Genomic DNA, 21,859 nt, shown 5'->3' with positions numbered 1-21,859 from the left:
GACCGATGTGGAAACGGAATGACTCACGTAGACGATTACGACCTTAAAATCCTCACTTTATTACAAACTAACGGCCGTCTGACCAATCAGGAACTCAGCGATCTGGTCGGCCTTTCCGCCTCACAATGTTCCCGCCGCCGTATCAATCTGGAACAGGCTAATCTCATCCTGGGTTATCACGCCCGGCTGTCGCCCGATGCGATCGGACTTGGCATGGTGGGATTAATCGAGGTGCGCTTAATTAACCACACCGCAGAATATGTCGAGAGCTTTCACCGCATGGTGGAGCAGGAGCAGGCGATCGTGGATGCTTACAAAACGACCGGCGACGCTGACTATCTGCTTAAAGTGGCAGTGGCCGATCTCAATTCTCTCAGTGCACTAATCAGCCAGTTAGTCGCGGGCCACCAGAGTGTTTCCCATGTGAAAACCTCGGTAGTACTGGGACGAATGAAAGAGAACGGGCTGATGATGATCCCCGGAGAGAAGACGCGCTAAAAAGGTGCGTGATGTGCGGTTTTGGTGCACACTTGCGGCAATAAATGCAAGTAACGCGCATGTTAACGGACTTTAATGCATAGGTTGATGGTGCAGGCCAGAATTTGTGCACACGTTTCCGTTATAAAGCGCCTTAGATATCAACAGGATATCGCGGGCACTTCGTTTACAGCCGTTAAGGGTTGTGACGCTGGTGTGTTTTTTGCATAGAAACGGCATCTTTTGCACTGAGAAAACCTCCATGGATAACATCGCAGAACCCTCCCGCGTCCCACATTCGCGCATTGAAGATGCGCTGGCGATGGTGCTCGGCACCCTGATGGTCTCGTTCGGCGTCATTATGCTGAAACAGGCGGGCGCGCTGACCGGCAGCACCGCAGGCATCGCCTTTCTGATCAGTTATCTCTCGCCGCTTTCGTTTGGCAGCGCGTTCTTCCTGATCAACATCCCTTTTTACTGGCTGGCGGTAAAACGCATGGGCTGGGAATTTACCCTTAAAACGTTCTGTGCCGTCGGACTGGTATCGCTGTTTACCCAGCTGCACCCGCTGTTCGTCCACTTTTCTGACCTTAACCCCTTCTATGCGACACTGTTCGGTAACGTCATCATGGGAATCGGGTTTATAGTGTTATTTCGTCATAAGGCGAGCCTGGGCGGCATCAATATTCTGGCCCTGTGGCTACAGGATCGCTTTGGGATCCGCGCGGGTAAACTGCAAATGGCGGTTGATACCTGCGTCGTGCTGGCCTCACTGTTTGTGGTGAGCGGCCCCATCCTGCTTGCGTCTATTGCGGGCGCGGTGATCCTGAATCTGATAATTGCAATGAACCATCGTCCGGGACGCTATCGGGTTTAATCCGCCTCTGACTTCTGGACCAATCATGGAGACCTACACCGTGTTTCAAAACGTTGATGCCTATGCTGGCGATCCGATTCTGTCGTTGATGGAAGCGTTCAAACAAGATCCACGCGAACACAAAGTTAACCTGAGTATCGGGCTCTATTACGACGAACAGAATATCATCCCGCAGCTGAAGGCCGTCGCCGCTGCCGAAGAGCAGATCTATGCTGAGCCGCATCAGGCTTCCCTCTATCTGCCGATGGAAGGGCTGAACAGTTACCGCAGTGCGATTGCACCACTGCTGTTTGGTGCCGATCATCCGCTGTTAAACGCGGGCCGGATTGCATCGATTCAGACGCTGGGTGGTTCTGGCGCGCTGAAAGTGGGCGCGGATTTCCTGAGGCGCTACTTCCCGCAATCTGCAGTCTGGGTCAGCGATCCGACCTGGGAAAACCACATCGCGATCTTTAATGGCGCAGGTTTTGAGGTCAATACCTATCCCTGGTATGACGCAGAGACCCACGGTGTGCGATTTGATGCCTTCATCAGCACGCTGAAAACCTTGCCTGCGCAGAGCATCGTGCTGCTGCATCCCTGCTGCCATAACCCGACCGGCGCTGACCTGACTGATGCGCAGTGGGATCAGACCGTTGAGGTGCTGAAAGCACAGCAGCTGATTCCTTTCCTTGATATCGCCTATCAGGGCTTTGGTGCCGGTATGCAGCAGGACGCTTATGCACTGCGTGCGGTCGCGGCGGCGGGTCTGCCTGCGCTGGTCAGTAACTCCTTCTCCAAAATCTTTTCGCTCTATGGCGAGCGCGTAGGCGGTCTCTCCATCGTCTGTGACAGCGCCGAAGAGTCAGCGCGCGTACTGGGCCAGTTGAAAGCCACCGTTCGCCGCAACTACTCCAGCCCGCCTAACTTTGGTGCGCAGGTGGTTGCGCGCGTTCTCAATGATGAGGCACTGAAAGACAGCTGGCTGGCTGAAGTGGAAGCGATGCGTCTGCGTATTCTCGCGATGCGTCAGTCGCTGGTGGATGTGCTGAGTACCGCGCTGCCAGGTAAAAACTTTGACTACCTGCTGAAACAGCGTGGCATGTTCAGCTATACCGGCCTGAGTGCGCAACAGGTCGATCGTCTGCGTAACGAGTTTGGCATCTATCTGGTGGGCAGCGGCCGCATGTGTGTGGCCGGTCTGAACAGCAAAAACGTGCATCAGGTCGCTGAAGCCTTTGCCGCCGTGATGTAATGGCTGTCAGGCTGTAAATTAAACCGTCAGGGTTCGCTCTGGCGGTTTTTTTATGGGTCAGGGTTTACCTTTCGGCGTCATGCTGCACACTTAAACGGGATAACCGTTTCAGGAATACGCTATGTGGCATCAACAAACTATTACGCTGAGCGCGAAGCCGCGTGGATTTCATCTGGTCACCGATGAGATCGTCAACTCGCTCTCCGGACTGCGTGATATCAAAACCGGTCTGCTGCATCTGCTGTTACAGCATACCTCGGCGTCGTTAACCTTAAATGAGAATTGTGACCCGACGGTGCGCAGCGACATGGAGCAGCATTTCATGCGGCATGTGCCGGAGAACGCACCATATCAGCATGACTACGAAGGGCGTGACGATATGCCGGCGCATATCAAATCATCGATTGTAGGCGTTTCGCTGTTATTGCCGGTTCAGCGGGGGCGTCTGGTGCTGGGCACCTGGCAGGGTATCTGGCTGGGCGAGCATCGCATTGAGGGCGGTGCCAGGCGGATTGTCGCTACGTTACAAGGGGAGTCGTAATGAATAACTCAGATTTATTGACCTACTGCATGAGCAAGCCGGGCGCGGAGCAGAGCGTCCACAGTGACTGGAAGGCAACGCAGATTAAAAGCAACGGTGTGCTGTTTGCAATGGTGCATGAGGCAAAAGGGCGGCCAGCCGTTTCGCTGAAATCGACGCCTGCGCTGGCCGAATTACTGCGCGAAGAGCATAGCGACATCATTCCCAGTGAGCATCTGAACAAGTCACACTGGAGCACGCTGTTTCTGGACGGCTCGCTGAAAGATTCGCAGATTTACTATCTGGTCGATGCTTCATTCCAGCAGGTTGCGGCTGCCCGATAAACGGCAATAAAAAAACCCTCTTACCCGAGCAAGAGGGTGTCAGATCTGACGGGTTACGCGGCAGGCTGCTCGCGCAGGGTATTGATGTCGATAACAAAGCGGTATTTCACATCGCTTTTCAGCATGCGCTCATAGGCTTCGTTAATCTGATCCATCGCGATCAGTTCAATGTCTGACGTAATGCCATGCTCACCACAGAAATCGAGCATCTCCTGGGTTTCTGCGATGCCGCCAATCAGTGAACCGGCGATGCTGCGACGCTTGAAGATCAGGTTAAACACCTGTGGTGCCGGGTGATCGTGCTCCGGTGCACCGACCAGCGTCATGTTGCCGTCCAGTTTCAGCAGGGTGATGAACGGGTTGAGATCGTGCTGAGCAGCCACGGTGTTCAGAATGAAGTCAAAGCTGTTCGCGTGCTGCGCCATCTGCTCTGGATCTTTAGAAATCACCACTTCATCGGCACCCAGACGTTTGCCATCTTCAATTTTGGACGGCGAGGTGGTGAACAGCACCACATGTGCGCCCATTGCATGGGCAATTTTCACGCCCATATGACCCAGGCCGCCTAAACCGACGATACCCACTTTCTTGCCAGGACCGACATTCCAGTGACGCAGCGGTGAGTAGGTGGTGATACCGGCACACAGCAGCGGTGCAACGCCCGCCAGCTCCAGGTTCTCCGGAATGCGCAGCACAAAGCTCTCATCAACCACCATCGACGTTGAGTAACCGCCGTAGGTAATGGCGCCGGTTTCACGATCTTCGCCGTTATAGGTGCCGACAAAGCCGTTTTCACAATACTGCTCCAGACCCTGCTGACAGCTCGGACAGCTGCGGCATGAATCGACCATACAGCCGACGCCGACCAGATCGCCGACTTTATATTTCTGCGTCTGCGGGCCAACAGCGGTCACGCGACCGACAATTTCATGACCCGGAACCACAGGGAAAATGGTGTTTTTCCACTCATTACGGGCCTGGTGCAGGTCTGAGTGGCAAACGCCACAGAACAGCACTTCAAGCTGAACGTCATGGGCGCGCAGCTCACGCGGCTTAAAATCGAACGGTGCCAGTTTGGATTTTGCATCCTGAGCAGCATACGCATGCGTAATATTCATGGTGTCTCCAGTTTCGATGTGTCGTGAGTGTTATTCGATGAAGTGCAGCAGCGTTAATGTGCTGCGAAAACAGGGCGACGCCAGGGACGTGCCAAAGAGGAACTGCTTAAGGATAGTCAGCCTGGGGAAAAGCGTATATGCCTATACATGTCTGAATCTTGCCTGATTCTGCATTTTTCTGGCTGAATCAGCAGATGTCATGAAAAGGCCCGCACGCGGCGGGCCTGCAGGAATTACTTCTGTAACAGAGGCTTCAGGAAACGTGCAGTATGGGATTTCTCACACTCCGCCACGGTTTCTGGCGTGCCGGCAACCAGGATTTCACCGCCGCCGCTGCCGCCTTCCGGACCGAGATCCACAATCCAGTCTGCGGTTTTGACCACGTCAAGATTGTGCTCAATGACCACGATGGTGTTGCCCTGATTGCGCAGCTGATGCAGCACTTCCAGCAGCTGCTGGATATCGGCAAAGTGCAGACCGGTGGTCGGCTCATCAAGAATATAGAGTGTCTGACCGGTGCCGCGCTTCGACAGTTCACGCGCCAGCTTCACACGCTGGGCTTCACCGCCGGACAGGGTAGTGGCGGACTGACCGAGGCGGATATAGGTAAGACCCACATCGATCAGCGTCTGCAACTTACGCGCCAGCGCCGGCACGGCATCGAAGAACTCACGTGCTTCTTCGATAGTCATCTCCAGCACTTCGTGAATGCTCTTGCCTTTGTACTTCACTTCCAGCGTTTCACGGTTATAGCGTTTGCCTTTGCACTGGTCGCACGGCACATAAATGTCCGGCAGGAAGTGCATTTCGACTTTCAGCACACCATCGCCCTGACAGGCTTCACAACGTCCGCCTCGAACGTTAAAGCTGAAGCGACCCGGATTATAGCCACGCGAACGCGCTTCCGGCACGCCCGCAAACAGTTCACGCACCGGCGTGAAGATGCCGGTATAGGTGGCTGGGTTGGAGCGCGGTGTACGACCAATCGGGCTCTGATCAATGTCGATCACTTTGTCGAAGTGCTCCAGTCCCGCCACTTCGCGGTAAGGTGCCGGTTCGGCGATGGTTGCACCATTCAGCGCTCGCTGGGCAATCGGGAACAGCGTATCGTTGATCAGGGTCGATTTACCAGAGCCGGACACACCGGTAATGCAGGTGAAAAGCCCGACCGGCAGCGTCAGCGTGACATCTTTGAGGTTGTTGCCGCGTGCGCCGGTAATCTTCAGCACTTTGGCCGGATCGCCTTTGACGCGTTCCTCTGGCACCGTAATACCCCGCTTGCCGCTCAGGAACTGGCCCGTCAGTGACGCGTCTTCCGCCATAATCTGATCGACGGTACCTTCAGCCACCACCTGTCCGCCATGGACGCCTGCACCCGGACCGATGTCGATGACATGATCAGCGGCACGAATCGCATCTTCATCATGCTCAACTACGATCACGGTGTTACCGAGGTCTCGCAGATGAATCAGGGTGCCAAGCAGACGTTCGTTGTCGCGCTGATGCAGGCCGATTGAAGGCTCATCCAGCACATACATGACACCGACCAGGCCGGCACCGATCTGGCTGGCCAGACGGATACGCTGCGCTTCTCCACCGGACAGGGTCTCGGCGGAACGGGACATCGAGAGATAGTTCAGGCCGACGTTGACCAGGAAGCTCAGGCGATCGCCAATCTCTTTCAGAATCTTCTCGGCGATCTGCGCGCGCTGGCCGCTGAGTTTCATGTTTTCAAAGAAGGACATCGCATGGCCGATGCTCATCTCAGAGATGGTCGGCAGCGTAGTGTTCTCGACGAAGACGTGGCGCGCTTCACGACGCAGACGGGTGCCTTCACAGCTGGCACAGGCGCGGTTGCTGATAAATTTCGCCAGCTCTTCGCGTACCGCTGAAGACTCGGTCTCTTTGTAGCGGCGCTCCATGTTATTGAGCACGCCCTCAAACGGATGACGGCGAACAGACGTATCGCCGCGATCGTTGATGTACTTAAATTCGATGCTCTCTTTGCCTGATCCGTACAGAATTACTTTCTGCACGTTCTCGGGCAGGCTGCCGAACGACGCTTCGATATCAAAATCGAGGTGCTCCGCCAGCGAACGCAGCATCTGGAAGTAGTAGAAATTGCGCCGATCCCAGCCACGGATTGCGCCGCCTGCCAGAGAAAGTTCAGGATTCTGCACCACGCGGTCAGGATCGAAGTATTGCTGTACGCCCAGGCCGTCGCAGGTTGGACAGGCGCCTGCCGGGTTGTTAAACGAGAACAGGCGCGGCTCCAGCTCGCTCATGCTGTAACCACAGATGGGGCAGGCGAAGTTAGCCGAGAAGAGCAGCTCTTCTGCGGCGCTGTCATCCATGTCCGCCACGATAGCCGTGCCGCCGGAGAGCTCCAGCGTGGTTTCAAACGACTCCGCCAGACGGGTCGCCAGATCGTCACGCACTTTAAAGCGGTCAATCACCACTTCAATGGTGTGCTTCTTCTGCAGCTCAAGTTTCGGCGGATCGGAGAGGTCACACACTTCGCCATCGATACGTGCACGGATGTAGCCCTGCGTCGCCAGATTTTCCAGCGTCTTGGTGTGCTCACCCTTGCGATCTTTCACCACCGGTGCCAGCAGCATCAGGCGACGGCCTTCCGGCTGGGAAAGCACCTGATCCACCATCTGGCTCACGGTCTGCGCCGCCAGCGGCACATCATGATCCGGGCAGCGCGGTTCGCCTACGCGGGCAAACAGCAGACGCAGATAATCGTGAATCTCAGTGATGGTTCCCACGGTTGAACGTGGGTTATGCGAGGTGGATTTCTGTTCGATGGAAATGGCGGGCGACAAACCTTCGATATGATCGACGTCCGGCTTCTCCATTAACGAAAGAAACTGGCGCGCATACGCAGAGAGCGACTCTACATAGCGGCGCTGACCTTCCGCATACAGCGTATCAAACGCCAGTGAGGATTTACCTGAACCTGACAGGCCGGTCACCACAATGAGTTTGTCGCGTGGGATGGTCAGGTTGATGTTTTTCAAATTATGGGTGCGGGCACCACGAACTTCGATCTTATCCATTCACCTTTCCCGGATTAGCAGCACTCACCGCGCCTTGCCGACACGGCCAGAATAAACGTGTCATTATGGCACAAAAAATAGACTGAATAAATATCCAGTACTCTTGCGCGCCAGAACAGAGAGCGTTAAAACTGGAACCCTGCTCGAAAGTGGGAAACAGTCCGCAGGACGTGTTAGAATTGATAGATTAGACTGTATGCATTAACTCATCGGGAGACAGCAACATGGCCAGTCGTGGCGTTAACAAAGTGATTCTTGTCGGGAATCTGGGTCAGGATCCGGAAGTACGTTACATGCCAAATGGTGGCGCTGTTGCCAACATTACGCTGGCTACGTCAGAGAGCTGGCGCGACAAGCAGACCGGTGAAAATAAAGAGATCACTGAGTGGCACCGTGTGGTGCTGTTTGGCAAACTGGCTGAAGTCGCAGGCGAATACCTGAAAAAAGGTTCGCAGGTTTACATCGAAGGCCAGCTGCGTACCCGTAAATGGCAGGATCAGGGCGGCCAGGAACGTTACACCACCGAAGTCGTGGTTAACGTTGGCGGCACCATGCAGATGCTGGGCGGCCGTCAGCAGGGTGGAAACGCGGGTGCGCCAGCAGGTGGCGGCGCGCAGGGTGGCAACAACAATGGCTGGGGTCAGCCGCAGCAGCCGCAGGGCAATAACAACCAGTTCAGTGGCGGCGCGCAGTCTCGTCCGCAGCAGCCACAGAGCGCGCCGGCCAGCAACAACAACGAACCCCCAATGGATTTCGACGACGATATTCCATTCTGATTTCGCTGGCTGGAATTCTTCTGGCAAAGAGTGCAAAAAGCCCGCTTATGCGGGCTTTTTTTATGCGCGGCTTTTGCGGCCTGTTACGACCATTCTGCCAGAATGGCCTCCGTGCTCAGCACACGCGGCACGTTGCCGGGGATCAGCAGTGAAGCCCACACCTCATTGTGCTGGTTAATCAGCGCATCGGCGCTGACCCAGCGGCGATCTGCCGTGGTGTGTGCATCCGCAGCGACGGTGATGGCATAGCCCGCACTGGCTCCGACTTTTATTGTGGTATCCAGGCAGTAGTCTGTGGCACAGCCGCACACCACAAATTCCTTAATCGCCAGCCTTTCTAACAGCGCGCCCAGCTCGGTTTGCCAGAAGCTGTCGCAGGCGGTTTTCGTGATGTAGTGCGCGCCAGCAGGCTGAGCGATTTCCGTCAGCAGCTCAAACGCTTCATTCCCCTCACACATCGTGCCTTCACGATGTTGTATAAAGAGGGGGATGTCGGCGCGTGCGGTCAGCCGGTTAATCTGCGCCACTCGTCCCGCTTTATCGAAGCGTGGCGAGCTGAATACGCCATTCTGCATATCGACAACCAATACCACCCGCTGTGCCATGCTTAACTCCATCGGGTTTAAAAAAACAGTGTTACCTGCGGCGTGATGGATAGCAATCTTTTGCATTTCCACCCTGGTCACAGGCATGCTTAACCCACTGGTTAAATAAGGAGAGAGAAGTGGACGGTGTTCCGGCGAGTTTCCCCTATGAAAAAGATCGCGCCCGCTTTCAGCAACTCGCAGAGCTGCCTGGTGTGGAGCTTTATCAGGCTCACATCTCCCGCTACGCCTTTGAACCGCATACCCATGAAGCTTTCGGAATTGGCACTATCGAAGCGGGTGCACAGCGCTTTCGCTATCGTGGCACTGAATATACGGCGCCGGAGAACTCGCTGGTCATGATGAATCCGGATGAGCTGCACACCGGTGAGTCCGCTTGCGAAGAGGGCTGGCGCTATCAGATGATCTACATTCAGCCGCAGCTGATGGACGAACTGACCGGCGATCGCGGCTGGTGGTTTAATGAGGCGCTGCTGACCGATTCACGTGTGGCGCAACCGCTCTCCCGAACACTTGCCGCACTCTGGCAGGCGGAGTCTGAACTGGCACGTCAGAGCCTGATCGCGGAACTGCTGCTGCAGATCCGTCCGCTGGCATGCATGTCTTCACAGGGCAGACCCGACACCCGGCATCGTTTTGATCAGGTAAAAGATTTCCTGCGCGCCAACCTTGCTGAACCCGTGCGGCTGGATGAGCTGGCAGCGCTGGCATCGTTATCGCCATGGCACTTTTTACGCGCTTTTCGCCAGCACTATCACGTGACGCCCCATCAGATGCTGATGGCTTTCCGGCTCTATGACGCCAAGCAAAGGCTGGCTCAGGGAGAAGCGGCCGCCAGCGTCGCGGCGGCGGTGGGATTAACCGATCAGGCTCATCTCACCCGCGCTTTTGCCAATCGGTACGGCATCACGCCGGGCCGCTATCAGAAGCAGGTGCGCCAATCCTGATATCACCGCAATCTGCTACAAGCATTCCCCGCCCGAACCCGCCACACTCTGTCAAAAAGCTATATAAGGAAGGAATCATGTTTGCTGGTGTCATGTTTGCCGTCACCGCCGGGCTGATGTGGGGGCTGATCTTTGTCGGGCCACTGCTGGTGCCTGACTACCCCGGCGCGCTGCAGTCGGCGGGACGCTATGTGGCGTTTGGATTGATTGCGCTGCCGCTGGCCTGGCATGGTCGTCATCGCCTGCGTCAGCTGGCTCGCGCCGACTGGCTTGAGGCCGTAAAACTCTCGCTGGTGGGAAACCTCTTCTACTATGCTTTTCTGGCGAACGCCATTCAGCGCACTGGCGGCCCGGTCTCGACCATGATTATTGGCACACTGCCGGTGGTGATCGCCGTGACGGCCAATCTCTGTTACGGCCATCTTGAAGGAAGATTGCCGTGGCGGCGGCTGTTTCCGGCGCTTGTCATGATGGCGGCCGGCTTACTCTGCGTAAACGCGGCGGAGCTAAAAAGTCAGGGCCAGTTGCTTGATCTGAGCCGTTATCTCACAGGTATCGTGCTGGCGCTACTGGCCGTAGTCTGCTGGACCTGGTATCCGCTGCGTAATGCCCGCTGGCTGCGCACACATCCCGAGCTGCGGCCGTCGACCTGGGCCACCGCGCAGGGTCTGGTCACATTGCCCATGGCGTTGATCATGTATGCGCTGGTCAGTGTGCAGCTCACCTGGCTACAGCCCGACTTTTCGTTGCCATTTGGGCCGCGTCCCGGCGTGTTTATCTCTCTGATGCTGACCATTGGCCTGCTCTGCTCCTGGCTCGGCACCTTATGCTGGAACGCTGCCAGCCAGCGTCTGCCGACCGTATTGATGGGGCCACTGATCGTTTTCGAGATTCTTTTTGGCCTGTTGTGGACTTTTCTCTGGTATCAAAGCTGGCCACCGCAGCTCACTGTGACCGGCATTGTTTGTCTGCTGGCTGGGGTGCTGTGGGCAATGCGTATTAAACCTCAACCTCTTGTGGTCTCATTGAACGAGTAAACCGCAACGTCCATCCAAATCGCTCTGCCGCGCGAACAGCATGTCGCGCGGCTTTTTAAGATTAAACCCTATGCCGATTTGCACGCTCTCCGACAGATTTATGCCGCGAAATCGATTTCATTCCACCAGGTGATAGTACCGTCTCCCGCAATTGTCTCTCTCATCCCCCATTCTTCAGTGAAAAAACGGTACTTACGGTCTGCGGAGAACACGCCTTTTCGGGTCTGACCGTGTTTTATTGCTCAGATATCGGTCATTAATCAGGAAAAATAGCGCAGCATTATGGACATTATGCTTTCTCTCACGGCTTTTTATTGCATGGTGGCACTGAGAACGAGAGGCGAAAAACCACCATTAACTTCACTCAGTGATAAATGAGTAAGAGAATTCCGCCGTTGCGTTATTAATTAAAGATTAATCTCTGGCATCAATGATGCGCAATGATGAGAGTGAAAAGAGAAGCGCGTAACGTTAGTGATAAGGAGCTATAAACTATTTATCCCGGATTAATCCTGGAGAAAGTTTATGCAATAAACCCATCATCGGAAATTAAAGCGCAGCCGCAGAATTTGAGTCAGGGCCACCGTTAACTTAAAACGGCGACGGCTGTTTTTTGCACGATGTTTAAAGCAGCTTAATAGTATTAAGCAGAATTAGTTCCGACGATTAGCTGGGCTTACGTAAGAAATAGAGGGCCCAACCCCGTGTCAACGAGATTGGGAAGGGAAGAACAGGCGTAGAATGCGAGACTTTTGCTGTTGTGAATCAATTTTACCGCAAAAAAAGAAGCTTAGCCGTGAAGCCATTCATTAGTTATAAATGGAGCGGAAAAGGGTGCCGCAATTGTCCTGTTAAATGATCTTCATCTCTTCTGGTAAGAACAAATCTCAGCGTTAAGTCTAAAAAGCGCGGTAGCATTGGGTTTAGCGGTTCTCCGTGCCTGACGGATAATGGTACACACTGCGACTGATATCTAATAGTCTGCAGCTACGGCGTGTACCGATGTCGAAGGTGGCCTGCAGGAAATCCACAGCCTGACGTTTTTCATTTGTCGTAAAGAAGTGCTTCAGAACGCTCTGCAGCATCTCTTTATCGGAGTTGAGCGTCTGCAACTCACGCGTGATGTTTTGCAGTTTTTCTTCCAGCTCCTTGATTTTTCTGCCTTCTTCCGAAGACAACCCAGAAAACTTCTTTTTCCAGCTATAGAACGTGGCTTCAGAGATACCTAACTCTTCACAGATCTCTCTGACTTTCACGCCCGATTCAGAAGCTTTAATGGCATTTGTGATTTGATCTTCGCTGTATCGTGACTTTCTCATAAATGCTCTTACCTTTCTTATCGATTAATGGATGAGAATGACTTTAATAATTTCTGGCACTGTAAGGTTTTATTAAGGCAGTATTAAAGTGCGCGAATTGAATTGCGAAGCCTAAATTAAGATATTTAGAAGAAATATCATCATGGGATAAATCTTATTTTATTCTTATCGGGGGGGCGTACCTTCCTGGAGGGGCATTTTTGTTATAAATTCATCGCATCCAAAATACGAAATAAATACAACGTATGCGGGATATTTAGCCTGAGCGATGTGATTAATATGGCGGTCAGGCGCTTTAGGGTTGTTTTATTTTCAGCCTGAAATCGTTTCCATTTGAAGTGATTCGCACCATTTATAATAAGAATTATCCTGAATTCACTCTCCGGATTATGACTTGCATCTCAATTTTCGGACCAGTTTGGTCTGAAGTCTTACATTTTCGCCAGGCCCACTGAGCGCTTATTAATTCGTTACAGGGATGTTGTACCGAAGCGGTTGTAGTTGAGTAATACTAAGGAAGAGTCGATGAAATTGAGCGTAATGTCTAATGCCGCCTGGATGATGTCTGAGAAGATCATCTCCGTTTTTGGCGTCATTTTTGTGACGTCTTACGTGGCGAAGTCTTTTGGCCCAACGGTGTTTGGTCAGATGGCGTTTTCAACCTCACTATTTGCGATGGTGCAAACCGTTGCGATTTTTGGCACCGAAACCATTCTGTTTAAGCGCGTCAGCAAAAATGCGTCAAAAGGCCTGCGCCTGATGACCATTGCCCGTACGCTGCGAATGGTGTTATTGCTGGTCACTTCGGTGCCAGTCTTAATCTGGGTCTGGTACAACATGCAGGAAAATTTCCTGGCGTTTGCACTGGCCTCATTTGTTGCCTCCGTTTTTGTCACCCAGGACACCTTCAGCGTTTATAACAACGCGCGTCTTGCTTCGCGTCTTAACACCATTGCTAACGCCGTGGGCATGCTGCTGAGTTTCAGCATCAGCTTTATCGTCGCCTGGCTGCGTCTCAATCCACTCTGGCTGACGCTGTCGATTGTCGCCGTCACGCTGGTGCCTTACCTGATCAAGCGTCGCAACTTTTATCAGGACCATCAGGATCAGATGCCGCCCCGCGAGAAGCGTACCGCTTATCTGCGCTATCTGATGTATGCCGGACTGCCGCTGGCCATCTCCAGCATCTTTATTTCGGTGCAGGTCAAAGCCGCACAGATGTTTCTGGCAGGCACGGCTCCCGCCCGCGATCTGGGTCTGTTTGCGGCGGCGAATACCATTTCCGCTTCCTGGATTTTTATCCCGGTAGCGCTCATCACCTCCTGCTTCACTGAGATCTTCAGGGAGCGCGGTGAGGTCGCCATTAAGCTGGCTGCGCGGCTCAATGGTTACGTTATGGGTGTTTCATTGTTGATGCTGCTTGTTATTTCGCTGTATGGCGAGCGGATCATCATTGCGTTGTACGGACCGGCATACACACAGTCAGGAAGTCTCATTACGTTGCTGTCGATAGCGACCAGCTTTTCGGCAATGGGGACCGTAGCGTATCGCTACATGGTCAAAGAGGGAGGATTTAACTACTTACTGAGGAAAATCATCTGCCTGATGGTCATCAGTCTGCCGCTCTCCTGGTGGTTGATCCAGGGTCACGGCATCATGGGGGCCGCGTGGAGCGTTTTCCTTTCAGAACTTTTGTCCCTGACCGTAATGAATTACTTCTTTAAAAACGGCGTCATTCAAAAGATTCAGGTTTCCTCACTCAACTACAAAACATACAAATGAGGTCAGATATGCTCAAGTTGAAAGAAGAACTCAGAAGAAGTGTGCAGTACTTTATTAAGAAGATGCCCTGGGCTTATCAGGACCGCATTTACTACTTCCACAAGTTCAGAAAGCTGCCCAATCTGCGTCAGCCAAAAGTGTTCAATGAGAAGGTGCTGTACCGTAAGTTTATCTTCGGCGATTACCAGAATTACGGTCGTCTGTCAGATAAGTACTCGGTGCGCGAATTCATTGCTGAAAAAATCGGTAATGAATACCTGATTCCGTTGGTACACGAAACCACTGACCCGACAACGCTGAACAGCTTACCCTGCTGGAAGGGGACGGTGATCAAGCCGAACCACGCCTCCAACATGGTTGAGATTTTGCTGGAAGAGCCGGATGCCCTGCGCAAGCAGCAGATCATTCATGACTGCTATCGCTGGCTGAAGACTGACTTTGCCAACGAAGCGCGTGAGATTCACTATCGCTACATCAAGCCACGTATCCTGGTTGAGAAGTACATTGGTGATGGCAAGAGCGCGCCGATTGATTACAAGTTCCATATGTTCAACAAGCGGGATGGCAAGTTCGAATATGTGCTGCAGGTGATCTACAACCGCTGTCAGCCGCTGCTGTCGATGAATTTCTACGTGAACAACCTCAACGAGGCCTATCACAAAATTCGCGATACCGGTCTGGATGTGTCACCGATTATGCCGTCACTGGAACATGCGCTCGAACTGAGTAAAAAACTGGCCAGTGATTTCGACTACGTACGTGTGGACTGGTATATCCATGACGAACGGATCTACTTTGGCGAACTGACCTTCACCCCAGGTGCAGGACTGGTCACCGGCTTAGATCGTGGTTTAAATCAGATGATGGGAGATATGTGGATTCAGGACCGCCGCGGAACGCAGAGCCCGGGCGCTACCGTGCAGGATGTTAATATTCCTGCCATGTTGAAGAAAATTTAAGCACACACAGCAATATAAAAAACCCCGCTTAGCGGGGTTTTTTATGCGCAAAATTCAGGCAATCAATCAGGGCATCGGCCAGTCAGCAGGCGCCTGGCTCATTGCTTCAATAAAGGCATGCTTTGAGATTTCCACGAAGTTATGCACGTTATCCATACTCAGGGTAATGCCCATCAGACCGGTGACAAACCAGCAGGTCATGCCTAAACCAATCCCGCCACACATAAATGCCATCACGTGACGGCTATCCTGACGAAGTTTAGTTTTCAGGGTGCTGGCAAAAAACATCATAACTGCGCTCAGCAATTCCCAACGCATAACAAGAAAACTGGTGGTTAACGTAGCCATTGGCCGGACCTCAATATCAACAGGTAATCCTGACAATCTGCAGACATCACCGGCGGCGAAAAAGTGTGTCAGGGGAGACTTATACGCCGTCAAACCAGGTTCAAAGTGTGACTTGGGTCACATTATATCACCCGATTTTAAATTTTGAACAAAATTTACACGGGTGTGGCAGTGACACGAAGGAAGGGTCGGCAGCAGAAGAAGAACGGCGGGGAAATCAGTCAGATGCGCCCGGAGCGGGCGCAACGGAAAATCAGCGAACCGGGCAACACTCGCCGGTGGTGCGCTGGGTAAAGCTATTGATTGGATCGTTATAGCCAAAACCTGGCAGGCGAGGGCGCTGAATCGCCTGACGACGCATGGTGTGCCGATAAGCGGTTGGCGTCTGTGCAAACTGACGACGAAACACGCGGGAAAAGGTCTGCTGCGAGTCATAGCCATACTGCATCGCAATATCAAACACCGGTCGCTGTGTCTGTGACAAAGCTTCAGCTGCCAGCGTCAGGCGGCGCTCACGAATATAGCCACCCAGCGTTTGTTTCGTTACGGAACGGAACATACGCTGCAGATGCCATTTCGAATAGCCCGATTTGGCCGCAACTTCATCAATCGACAAGCTCTTATCCAGGTTCTGGTCAATCCAGTGCGTCAGGGAATGAATGATCTCTTCTTGCATCATGGCCTCATCCTTCTGGTGTTTAATAAACGCTAATGGGAGTTTAGGGGTTTCGATGGAGAGCAAGTATAATTCCTCAAGTTAACTTGAGGTAAAGAGCCTGATGAAAAAAGAACGCAACTATCCAAAACCGGTTTTAACACCGGGTGAAGTGGCGCGCCGTAGCGGTGTGGCGGTCTCGGCGCTGCACTTCTATGAGACAAAAGGATTGATCTCCAGCACGCGAAATAGCGGCAATCAGCGGCGATACAGCCGTGACGTGCTGCGACGTGTCGCGATTATCAAGATTGCGCAGCGCATCGGTATTCCGCTGGCGACCGTGAGTGACAGTCTGGACCATATTCCCGCAAACAAGCGTATGTCCACACCAGAGTGGGATGCCCTGACGCAGCACTGGCGCGAAGAGCTGGATAAGCGTATTGAAACCCTGACCCGCCTGCGCAATGACCTCGATGGCTGTATCGGCTGCGGCTGCCTGTCGATGCGCGACTGCCCGCTGCGCAACCCCGGCGATCGGCTGGGTCAGCAGGGCTCAGGTGCCGTGCTACTCGACCCGGAACAGGATGATAAACATACCGATACAGAGTGACGTCTATACTTGGTGAAGGTCAAAACACAGGGAATCATGATGATCACCGTTCACCATCTCGAGAAATCGCGCTCACATCGGGTGCTGTGGCTGCTGGAAGAGCTTGAAGTGCCGTACCAGATTAAACGCTATCAACGCGAACCGACCATGCTGGCTCCGGAGGCGTTAAGAAAAGTGCATCCGCTGGGGAAATCGCCCGTCATTACCGATGGCAATCGGGTGGTGGCAGAATCCGGTGCCATTCTCGAATATCTTGAAGAGAAACATGACCACGCGTTCCGACTGAAAGTCAGTGATGAGGAATCACGGCTACAGTGCCGCTACTGGCTGCATTATGCCGAAGGCTCGCTGATGCCACTGCTGGTCATGAAGCTAATCTTTGGTCAGATGGGCAAAGCACCGGTGCCCTGGCTGCTGCGTCCGGTTGGGGCAGCATTCGGCAAAGGCGTGCAGAAAGCTTTCCTGGATAAACAGCTGAAGCCGCACATGCAGATGATCGAACAGCATCTGGCTACGCATCCCTGGTTTGCCGGCCAGCGTTTCTCGATTGCGGATATCCAGATGAGCTTTCCGCTGCTGGCGCTGGCGCAACGTGCCGGACTCGATCAGATGCCTGCCACGCAGAAATGGCTTCAGACCGTGCAGCAGCGTGCTGCCTGGCAACGTGCGATTGATCAGGGCGGCGAGCTTTCACTGCCAGGTTAGTTCTCTTTTCCACCGGCGCGTCGGATCTCCTCATGCCTGCGCCGGTGCGCTTTTTCTCCGGAAAATCGCTTTAACTTCAGGATGTCAGCGAGTGATCATGGCTTGTACCGGACGCCTATCCCCTCTTTATCTCTGATTTTTATGCTGATGAATCTCCCTGTTGCTGTTGAAAATGTGCCGCTAAACGCCCGATAATCCCCTGCCTTTTTATCTGGCCGATTTTAGCGGCTAACTATCTGCGGCAAGGTAAACGTTTGCCTGCCAGGTTAAACCGGGCAGTGACGCCGTCTACCCGCTTATTCCAGGGACAGCGATGGTCGCAGAGCGATCCACACAACAAGAAATTTGAGGCTCAACTATGTCAACTGAATCACGCCCGGCCAGTGGAAAACTGGACGCCTGGTTCTCGATCTCGGCGCGCGGCAGCAGCGTGCGCCAGGAAATTCTGGCCGGACTCACCACCTTCCTGGCGATGGTCTACTCCGTCATCGTGGTGCCGGGAATGCTGGGCAAAGCCGGTTTCTCCCCCTCCGCCGTGTTTGTCGCCACCTGCCTGGTCGCCAGCTTTGGCTCCCTCCTTATGGGGCTATGGGCCAATCTGCCGATGGCGATTGGCTGTGCGATCTCTTTAACCGCCTTTACCGCTTTCAGCCTGGTGCTGGGTCAGCACATCAGCGTGCCGGTGGCGCTGGGTGCAGTGTTTCTGATGGGCCTGCTGTTTACCCTGATCTCGGTGACCGGCATCCGCGCCTGGATCCTGCGTAATCTGCCAATGGGTGTAGCGCACGGAACCGGCGTCGGGATTGGCCTTTTTCTGCTGCTGATTGCGGCTGACGGCGTCGGGCTGGTCGTAAAAAATCCGGCACCGGGCCTGCCGGTGGCACTGGGCCACTTCACCAGTTTCCCGGTGATGATGACGCTGCTGGGACTGGCCGCGATCATTGGACTGGAGAAGCGGCGGGTGCCCGGCGGCATTCTGCTGACGATTATCGCTATTTCACTGCTGGGCCTGATCTTTGACCCAGCGGTGACCTGGCAGGGACTGTTTGCACTGCCAAGCCTGCGTGATGCCAGCGGTCAGTCGCTGCTGTTTAGCCTGGACATTATGGGCGCGATGCAGCCGGTGGTGCTGCCCAGCGTACTGGCACTCGTGATGACCGCGGTCTTTGACGCTACCGGCACGATTCGCGCGGTCGCGGGTCAGGCCAATCTGCTGGATAAACAGGGCCAGATTATTAATGGCGGCCGTGCGCTGACCAGTGATTCTGTCAGCAGCCTGTTCGCGGGACTGGTGGGCGCATCACCGGCTGCGGTCTATATCGAATCGGCGGCAGGCACCGCAGCAGGCGGCAAAACGGGTCTTACTGCGATTGTGGTTGGCCTGCTGTTTCTCGCTATTCTGTTTATGTCACCGCTGGCTTATCTGGTGCCGGCTTACGCGACCGCACCCGCCTTAATGTATGTGGGGCTGCTGATGCTCAGCAACGTGGCAAAAGTCGACTTCAATGATTTTGTCGATGCGATGTCGGGCCTGCTAACGGCCGTGATCATTGTGCTCACCTGCAACATCGTAACCGGCATCATGATCGGTTTTGCCAGCCTGGTGGTGGGCCGCCTCTTTGCCGGTGAATGGCGTAAGCTCAACGTCGGTACGGTCATTATTGCTGTCGCGCTGGTGGCATTTTACGCCGGTGGCTGGGCTATCTGACGGCACAACCGGGCGTGCGCTTGTGCGCCCGGTATTTGTCACTTTTTTCCCGCCCGGCGCACGCGTAGCTGACACCCTTCACCGCAGTTTGTTTTACACTTTAATGCTTAACCAATGATTGAAAGAAACGACGCCTAAGGAAAGCATGGAAATCTTTTTTACAATTCTCATCATGACGCTGGTCGTGTCGCTCTCTGGCGTCGCGGCTCGTATTCTCCCTTTTCAGATCCCCTTGCCACTCGTTCAGATCGCCGTGGGTGCGATGCTGGCCTGGCCAACGTTTGGTCTGCATGTCGACTTTGATCCAGAGCTGTTTCTGGTGCTGTTCATTCCGCCGTTGCTGTTTGCGGATGGCTGGAAGACGCCCATCAGTGAGTTCCTGCATCATGGCCGCGAGATAATTGGCTTAGCGCTGGCGCTGGTGCTGATTACGGTGTTCGGCATTGGCTATCTGATCTACTGGCTGGTGCCGGGTATCCCGTTGATTCCGGCGCTGGCGCTGGCGGCCGTGTTGTCGCCTACCGATGCCGTGGCGCTTTCCGGCATTGTGGGTGAAGGCCGCATTCCCAAAAAGATTATGTCGATTGTGCAGGGTGAAGCCCTGATGAATGATGCATCGGGTCTGGTTTCACTGAAATTTGCCGTGGCCGTTGCCATGGGCACGATGGTGTTTACCTGGGGCGGTGCCAGCATTGAGTTTCTGAAGGTCGCCGTGGGTGGCCTGGTCGCGGGTGTGGCAATCTGCTGGCTCTACGGTAAGTCGTTGCGCCTGCTCAGCCGCTGGAGCGGTGACGATCCGGCCACTCAGACCGTACTGCTGCTGCTATTGCCTTTCGCCTCTTATCTGATTGCTGAACATCTGGGTGTTTCAGGCATCCTGGCGGCGGTGGCGGCCGGTATGACCATCACCCGTTCCGGTATTATTCGTCAGGCCCCGCTGGCGATGCGTCTGCGTGCAAACAGCGTCTGGCAGATGCTGGAGTTCGTGTTCAACGGCATGGTCTTCCTGATGCTGGGCCTGCAGCTGCCGGATATTCTGCAGACCTCAATCGACCAGGCACAGGCCGATCCGAACGTCGAACTCTGGATGCTGTTTGCCGATATCGGGCTGGTCTACGCCGCGCTGATGATCGTGCGTTTTGGCTGGCTGTGGATTATGCAGCGTTTCAGCAAACGGCTGCTGAAGAAGAAGCCGATGGAGTTCTCTAACTACTCGCTACGTGAGCTGTTGATCGCCTCTTTTGCTGGTGTGCGCGGTGCCATTACGCTGGCCGGTGTGCTGTCGATTCCGCTGTTCCTGACCAATGGCGAGCCTTTCCCGGCGCGTTATGAGCTGGTGTTTATCGCCACCGGTGTGATTCTGTTCTCATTGCTGGTGGGCGTAGTGCTGCTGCCGATTCTCCTGCGTGGCGTGGATACCATTGATAAAGGTGCGCACCGCCGTGAGCTGCAGAATGCCCGTGCGGTAATGGCAGGCGCCGCGATTGAAAGCCTTCACAAGATGGAAGAGCGACTGGATAACGGATCGGAAGAGAACATCGATCCGGAACTGCTCAAAGAGGTGAGTCTGCGAGTGATTGGCAACCTGCGTCGTCGTGCCGAAGGAAAGAATGACCTCGAACACGCGCTGTATGCTGAGAACCTTGAGCGTCGCTTCCGTCTGACCGGATTGCGTGCCGAGCGCGCGGAGCTCTATCATCTGCGCGCGACCCAGCAAATTTCCAATGAGACGATGCAGACGTTACTGCACGATTTGGACCTACTGGAAGCGTTGCTGATCGAAAAAGAAGAGTAAGTCTGACCGGCACGCCTGCGCATTCATGCGGGCGTGCCAGCCTTTCACACCGACAGGCGCGGCGGCTCATCCGGCCAGTGCTCCCGGCAACAGTTGATCCACGCCTGCGCACTGCGCGACAGATAACTCCCTTCCCGCCAGATTAAACCCAGACTCCACTTCAGTTCCGATTCCAGCGGCAGCCACAAGAGCGACTGCTTATCCAGCCGCTGACAGATAGGCTCTGGCAGAATCGCCAGCCCCATTTCCGCCTGCACCATCGCCGCCAGAAAATCCCACTGACCGCTCCGCACTGCCACCGTGGGCGTCAGGTTAAGCCGCTGAAACGCCTGCATTAGCTGACGATTCAGCGAAAACTCCTCATTGAAAATCAGCAGCGGATGCGCGGCCAGTTCTGCCAGTCCAATCTGCTGGCGGCTGAGCCACTCCGGGCGACGCGGCAGCAGCACGCAAAGCGGATGATGCATCAGGGGCAGGGTGTTCAGCGGCAGCTCAGCGTCGACCGGCAGTGCGGTCAGGGCGATATCCAGACTGCCCGCCAGCACCGCCTGCTGAACGGTCAGACCGCCGAACTCAGAGATTTTCAGCTGAACGCCGGGATAGCGGCGGCGAAAGGCGGAAATCGATCCGGCTATCTGCATACCGACCATCGGCGGAATGCCGAGTCGCAGCTCGCCGGTTTTAAGCTGGTTGATGTCACCAATCTCCGCTTCCAGCTGATGAAACTCCTGCAGGATCGCCAGGCCACGCTGATAGACCGCCTGACCGCTGTCGGTAAGATGAAGACGACGGCCATCGCGCAGGATCAGCGTACAGCCCAGCTCCTCCTCCAGCTGGCGCAGCATTTTGCTGATGGTTGGCTGCGTCACAAACAGCTTTTGTGCCGCGCGGGTAAAACTCTGCTGGCGAACCACTTCAGTAAAGTAACGCAGGGCGCGCACGTCCATAACTATTCCTTTCAGGCATGATTACGATAATTTT

The 21,859-nt window shown here is 54.4% G+C and carries 21 protein-coding genes; 14 read left to right on the top strand and 7 right to left on the bottom strand.

The genetic code is table 11. From position 1 onward, the window contains the following. Positions 1-18 precede the first annotated feature (18 nt). The 5 genes from IAI47_RS17845 to IAI47_RS17825 all read left to right on the top strand — a co-directional run bounded on the left by IAI47_RS17845 (position 19) and on the right by IAI47_RS17825 (position 3,452). Positions 19-498 (top strand): Lrp/AsnC family transcriptional regulator, encoded by a 480-nt coding sequence (locus IAI47_RS17845; RefSeq protein WP_008926607.1) that lies wholly within the window; start codon positions 19-21, stop codon positions 496-498. Positions 499-739: 241 nt separating this feature from the next. Then, positions 740-1,354 (top strand): YitT family protein, encoded by a 615-nt coding sequence (locus tag IAI47_RS17840; protein WP_003855751.1) that lies wholly within the window; start codon positions 740-742, stop codon positions 1,352-1,354. A 40-nt stretch (positions 1,355-1,394) separates the two neighbouring features. Beyond that, positions 1,395-2,588: an amino acid aminotransferase gene (locus tag IAI47_RS17835; RefSeq protein ID WP_085980572.1), complete on the top strand. Its 1,194-nt coding sequence runs from the start codon at positions 1,395-1,397 to the stop codon at positions 2,586-2,588. A gap of 121 nt (positions 2,589-2,709) precedes the next feature. Beyond that, positions 2,710-3,129 carry a secondary thiamine-phosphate synthase enzyme YjbQ gene (locus IAI47_RS17830; protein WP_003855749.1) on the top strand — a complete coding sequence of 140 codons (420 nt, stop codon included), beginning with the start codon at positions 2,710-2,712 and terminating at the stop codon, positions 3,127-3,129. Beyond that, complete coding sequence (locus IAI47_RS17825) at positions 3,129-3,452, top strand: MmcQ/YjbR family DNA-binding protein (protein WP_003855748.1); 324 nt, start codon at positions 3,129-3,131, stop codon at positions 3,450-3,452. The genes IAI47_RS17830 and IAI47_RS17825 overlap by 1 nt, the downstream gene beginning before the upstream one ends. 53 nt (positions 3,453-3,505) lie before the next feature. Here IAI47_RS17825 and IAI47_RS17820 read toward each other — a convergent pair whose 3' ends face one another. Further along, on the bottom strand, positions 3,506-4,570 hold the full coding sequence (locus IAI47_RS17820; protein WP_003855747.1) for an NAD(P)-dependent alcohol dehydrogenase: 1,065 nt from the start codon (positions 4,568-4,570) through the stop codon (positions 3,506-3,508). A gap of 233 nt (positions 4,571-4,803) precedes the next feature. Beyond that, on the bottom strand, positions 4,804-7,632 hold the full coding sequence (gene uvrA, locus IAI47_RS17815) for an excinuclease ABC subunit UvrA (protein WP_003855745.1): 2,829 nt from the start codon (positions 7,630-7,632) through the stop codon (positions 4,804-4,806). Positions 7,633-7,856: 224 nt separating this feature from the next. Between uvrA and ssb1 the strand changes: the two genes are divergently transcribed. Further along, positions 7,857-8,408, top strand: a complete 552-nt coding sequence (gene ssb1 / locus IAI47_RS17810) for a single-stranded DNA-binding protein SSB1 (RefSeq protein ID WP_003855743.1) — start codon at positions 7,857-7,859, stop codon at positions 8,406-8,408. 83 nt (positions 8,409-8,491) lie between these two features. Here the strand turns inward: ssb1 and IAI47_RS17805 are convergent, their stop codons facing one another. Further along, positions 8,492-9,013, bottom strand: coding sequence for an isochorismatase family protein (locus IAI47_RS17805; protein WP_008926609.1), 522 nt, complete (start codon positions 9,011-9,013; stop codon positions 8,492-8,494). Between the two features lie 119 nt (positions 9,014-9,132). Between IAI47_RS17805 and IAI47_RS17800 the strand changes: the two genes are divergently transcribed. Together IAI47_RS17800 and IAI47_RS17795 are read left to right on the top strand one after the other, a co-directional pair. Next, on the top strand, positions 9,133-9,960 hold the full coding sequence (locus IAI47_RS17800) for an AraC family transcriptional regulator (RefSeq protein WP_008926610.1): 828 nt from the start codon (positions 9,133-9,135) through the stop codon (positions 9,958-9,960). 77 nt (positions 9,961-10,037) lie between these two features. Continuing rightward, positions 10,038-10,997 carry a DMT family transporter gene (locus IAI47_RS17795; protein ID WP_003855735.1) on the top strand — a complete coding sequence of 320 codons (960 nt, stop codon included), beginning with the start codon at positions 10,038-10,040 and terminating at the stop codon, positions 10,995-10,997. Between the two features lie 923 nt (positions 10,998-11,920). Here the strand turns inward: IAI47_RS17795 and IAI47_RS17790 are convergent. Beyond that, positions 11,921-12,316, bottom strand: coding sequence for a transposase (locus IAI47_RS17790; RefSeq protein ID WP_003855733.1), 396 nt, complete (start codon positions 12,314-12,316; stop codon positions 11,921-11,923). Positions 12,317-12,841: 525 nt separating this feature from the next. On the opposite strand from IAI47_RS17790, the gene IAI47_RS17785 reads away from it, so the two are divergent. Together IAI47_RS17785 and IAI47_RS17780 are read left to right on the top strand one after the other, a co-directional pair. Then, the gene (locus IAI47_RS17785) at positions 12,842-14,098 is read left to right on the top strand and encodes an oligosaccharide flippase family protein (RefSeq protein WP_003855732.1); all 1,257 of its coding nucleotides are present in this window, start codon (positions 12,842-12,844) and stop codon (positions 14,096-14,098) included. Positions 14,099-14,106: 8 nt separating this feature from the next. Then, positions 14,107-15,057 carry an ATP-grasp fold amidoligase family protein gene (locus IAI47_RS17780; RefSeq protein ID WP_008926611.1) on the top strand — a complete coding sequence of 317 codons (951 nt, stop codon included), beginning with the start codon at positions 14,107-14,109 and terminating at the stop codon, positions 15,055-15,057. A gap of 66 nt (positions 15,058-15,123) precedes the next feature. On the opposite strand, the gene IAI47_RS17775 is transcribed toward IAI47_RS17780, so the two are convergent. Further along, entirely contained in the window at positions 15,124-15,405 is a 282-nt protein-coding gene (locus IAI47_RS17775) for a YjcB family protein (protein ID WP_008926612.1), read from the bottom strand. Between the two features lie 253 nt (positions 15,406-15,658). Next, on the bottom strand, positions 15,659-16,084 hold the full coding sequence (gene soxS / locus IAI47_RS17770; RefSeq protein WP_003855727.1) for a superoxide response transcriptional regulator SoxS: 426 nt from the start codon (positions 16,082-16,084) through the stop codon (positions 15,659-15,661). Positions 16,085-16,184: 100 nt separating this feature from the next. On the opposite strand from soxS, the gene soxR reads away from it, so the two are divergent. The 4 genes from soxR (at position 16,185) to IAI47_RS17750 (ending at position 20,878) form a co-directional block, all read left to right on the top strand. After that, complete coding sequence (soxR, locus tag IAI47_RS17765; RefSeq protein WP_003855725.1) at positions 16,185-16,670, top strand: redox-sensitive transcriptional activator SoxR; 486 nt, start codon at positions 16,185-16,187, stop codon at positions 16,668-16,670. Between the two features lie 39 nt (positions 16,671-16,709). Then, on the top strand, positions 16,710-17,375 hold the full coding sequence (locus IAI47_RS17760; RefSeq protein ID WP_033743428.1) for a glutathione S-transferase family protein: 666 nt from the start codon (positions 16,710-16,712) through the stop codon (positions 17,373-17,375). A 358-nt stretch (positions 17,376-17,733) separates the two neighbouring features. Next, on the top strand, positions 17,734-19,083 hold the full coding sequence (locus tag IAI47_RS17755) for an NCS2 family permease (RefSeq protein ID WP_008926615.1): 1,350 nt from the start codon (positions 17,734-17,736) through the stop codon (positions 19,081-19,083). Positions 19,084-19,228: 145 nt separating this feature from the next. Continuing rightward, the gene (locus IAI47_RS17750) at positions 19,229-20,878 is read left to right on the top strand and encodes a Na+/H+ antiporter (RefSeq protein WP_003855721.1); all 1,650 of its coding nucleotides are present in this window, start codon (positions 19,229-19,231) and stop codon (positions 20,876-20,878) included. Between the two features lie 44 nt (positions 20,879-20,922). Here IAI47_RS17750 and IAI47_RS17745 read toward each other — a convergent pair whose 3' ends face one another. Next, entirely contained in the window at positions 20,923-21,825 is a 903-nt protein-coding gene (locus tag IAI47_RS17745; protein WP_008926616.1) for a LysR family transcriptional regulator, read from the bottom strand. Between the last annotated feature and the right edge of the window lie 34 nt (positions 21,826-21,859).

The organism is Pantoea sp. MT58 (assembly GCF_014495885.1).
In the GTDB taxonomy this organism is placed as follows: Bacteria; Pseudomonadota; Gammaproteobacteria; order Enterobacterales; family Enterobacteriaceae; genus Pantoea; species Pantoea eucalypti.
This window is presented reverse-complemented; position numbering and strand designations above follow the sequence as displayed.

Excerpts from the sequence above, each read along its gene's own strand:
- IAI47_RS17845 (WP_008926607.1), top strand. The coding sequence starts at position 19 with ATGACTCACGTAGACGATTACGACCTTAAAATCCTCACTTTATTACAA.
- IAI47_RS17840 (WP_003855751.1), top strand. The coding sequence starts at position 740 with ATGGATAACATCGCAGAACCCTCCCGCGTCCCACATTCGCGCATTGAA.
- IAI47_RS17830 (WP_003855749.1), top strand. The coding sequence starts at position 2,710 with ATGTGGCATCAACAAACTATTACGCTGAGCGCGAAGCCGCGTGGATTT.
- IAI47_RS17825 (WP_003855748.1), top strand. The coding sequence starts at position 3,129 with ATGAATAACTCAGATTTATTGACCTACTGCATGAGCAAGCCGGGCGCG.
- IAI47_RS17820 (WP_003855747.1), bottom strand. The coding sequence starts at position 4,570 with ATGAATATTACGCATGCGTATGCTGCTCAGGATGCAAAATCCAAACTG.
- uvrA (WP_003855745.1), bottom strand. The coding sequence starts at position 7,632 with ATGGATAAGATCGAAGTTCGTGGTGCCCGCACCCATAATTTGAAAAAC.
- ssb1 (WP_003855743.1), top strand. The coding sequence starts at position 7,857 with ATGGCCAGTCGTGGCGTTAACAAAGTGATTCTTGTCGGGAATCTGGGT.
- IAI47_RS17805 (WP_008926609.1), bottom strand. The coding sequence starts at position 9,013 with ATGGCACAGCGGGTGGTATTGGTTGTCGATATGCAGAATGGCGTATTC.
- IAI47_RS17795 (WP_003855735.1), top strand. The coding sequence starts at position 10,038 with ATGTTTGCTGGTGTCATGTTTGCCGTCACCGCCGGGCTGATGTGGGGG.
- IAI47_RS17790 (WP_003855733.1), bottom strand. The coding sequence starts at position 12,316 with ATGAGAAAGTCACGATACAGCGAAGATCAAATCACAAATGCCATTAAA.
- IAI47_RS17785 (WP_003855732.1), top strand. The coding sequence starts at position 12,842 with ATGAAATTGAGCGTAATGTCTAATGCCGCCTGGATGATGTCTGAGAAG.
- IAI47_RS17780 (WP_008926611.1), top strand. The coding sequence starts at position 14,107 with ATGCTCAAGTTGAAAGAAGAACTCAGAAGAAGTGTGCAGTACTTTATT.
- IAI47_RS17775 (WP_008926612.1), bottom strand. The coding sequence starts at position 15,405 with ATGGCTACGTTAACCACCAGTTTTCTTGTTATGCGTTGGGAATTGCTG.
- soxS (WP_003855727.1), bottom strand. The coding sequence starts at position 16,084 with ATGATGCAAGAAGAGATCATTCATTCCCTGACGCACTGGATTGACCAG.
- soxR (WP_003855725.1), top strand. The coding sequence starts at position 16,185 with ATGAAAAAAGAACGCAACTATCCAAAACCGGTTTTAACACCGGGTGAA.
- IAI47_RS17760 (WP_033743428.1), top strand. The coding sequence starts at position 16,710 with ATGATCACCGTTCACCATCTCGAGAAATCGCGCTCACATCGGGTGCTG.
- IAI47_RS17755 (WP_008926615.1), top strand. The coding sequence starts at position 17,734 with ATGTCAACTGAATCACGCCCGGCCAGTGGAAAACTGGACGCCTGGTTC.
- IAI47_RS17750 (WP_003855721.1), top strand. The coding sequence starts at position 19,229 with ATGGAAATCTTTTTTACAATTCTCATCATGACGCTGGTCGTGTCGCTC.
- IAI47_RS17745 (WP_008926616.1), bottom strand. The coding sequence starts at position 21,825 with ATGGACGTGCGCGCCCTGCGTTACTTTACTGAAGTGGTTCGCCAGCAG.